Raw genomic sequence first — 878 nt, 5'->3', positions numbered from 1 at the left:
TCACACATAGAACGCTCTCCTACCATACCTATAAAGGTATCCACAGCTTCGGTAAATTGTTTTAGCCCCGGTACATTTTCGGCGCAGGGTCACTCGACTAGTGAGCTATTACGCACTCTTTGAATGAATAGCTGCTTCTAAGCTAACATCCTAGTTGTCTGTGCAACCCCACATCCTTTTCCACTTAACAATTATTTTGGGACCTTAGCTGGTGGTCTGGGCTGTTTCCCTTTCGACTACGGATCTTAGCACTCGCAGTCTGACTGCCGACCATAATTCTTTGGCATTCGGAGTTTATCTGAGATTGGTAATCCGGGATGGACCCCTCACCCAAACAGTGCTCTACCTCCAAGAATCTCTAATGTCGACGCTAGCCCTAAAGCTATTTCGGAGAGAACCAGCTATCTCCAAGTTCGTTTGGAATTTCTCCGCTACCCACAAGTCATCCAAGCACTTTTCAACGTGCCCTGGTTCGGTCCTCCAGTGCGTCTTACCGCACCTTCAACCTGCTCATGGGTAGGTCACATGGTTTCGGGTCTACGACATAATACTAAAGCGCCCTATTCAGACTCGGTTTCCCTGCGGCTCCGTCTCTTCAACTTAACCTCGCATCATATCGTAACTCGCCGGTTCATTCTACAAAAGGCACGCTCTCACCCATTAACGGGCTCGAACTTGTTGTAGGCACACGGTTTCAGGTTCTATTTCACTCCCCTCCCGGGGTGCTTTTCACCTTTCCCTCACGGTACTGGTTCACTATCGGTCACTAGGGAGTATTTAGGGTTGGGAGATGGTCCTCCCAGATTCCGACGGGATTTCACGTGTCCCGCCGTACTCAGGATACTGCTAGGTACAAAGACTATTTTAAATACGAGGCT

Annotated in this window: 1 rRNA gene; it reads right to left on the bottom strand. The window is 49.0% G+C overall.

From position 1 onward, the window contains the following. A 23S ribosomal RNA gene (locus tag K1I53_RS09275) occupies nt 1-878 on the bottom strand; the annotation flags it as partial.

Source organism: Streptococcus oralis, from assembly GCF_019929365.1.
In the GTDB taxonomy this organism is placed as follows: Bacteria; Bacillota; Bacilli; order Lactobacillales; family Streptococcaceae; genus Streptococcus; species Streptococcus oralis_BT.
This window is presented reverse-complemented; position numbering and strand designations above follow the sequence as displayed.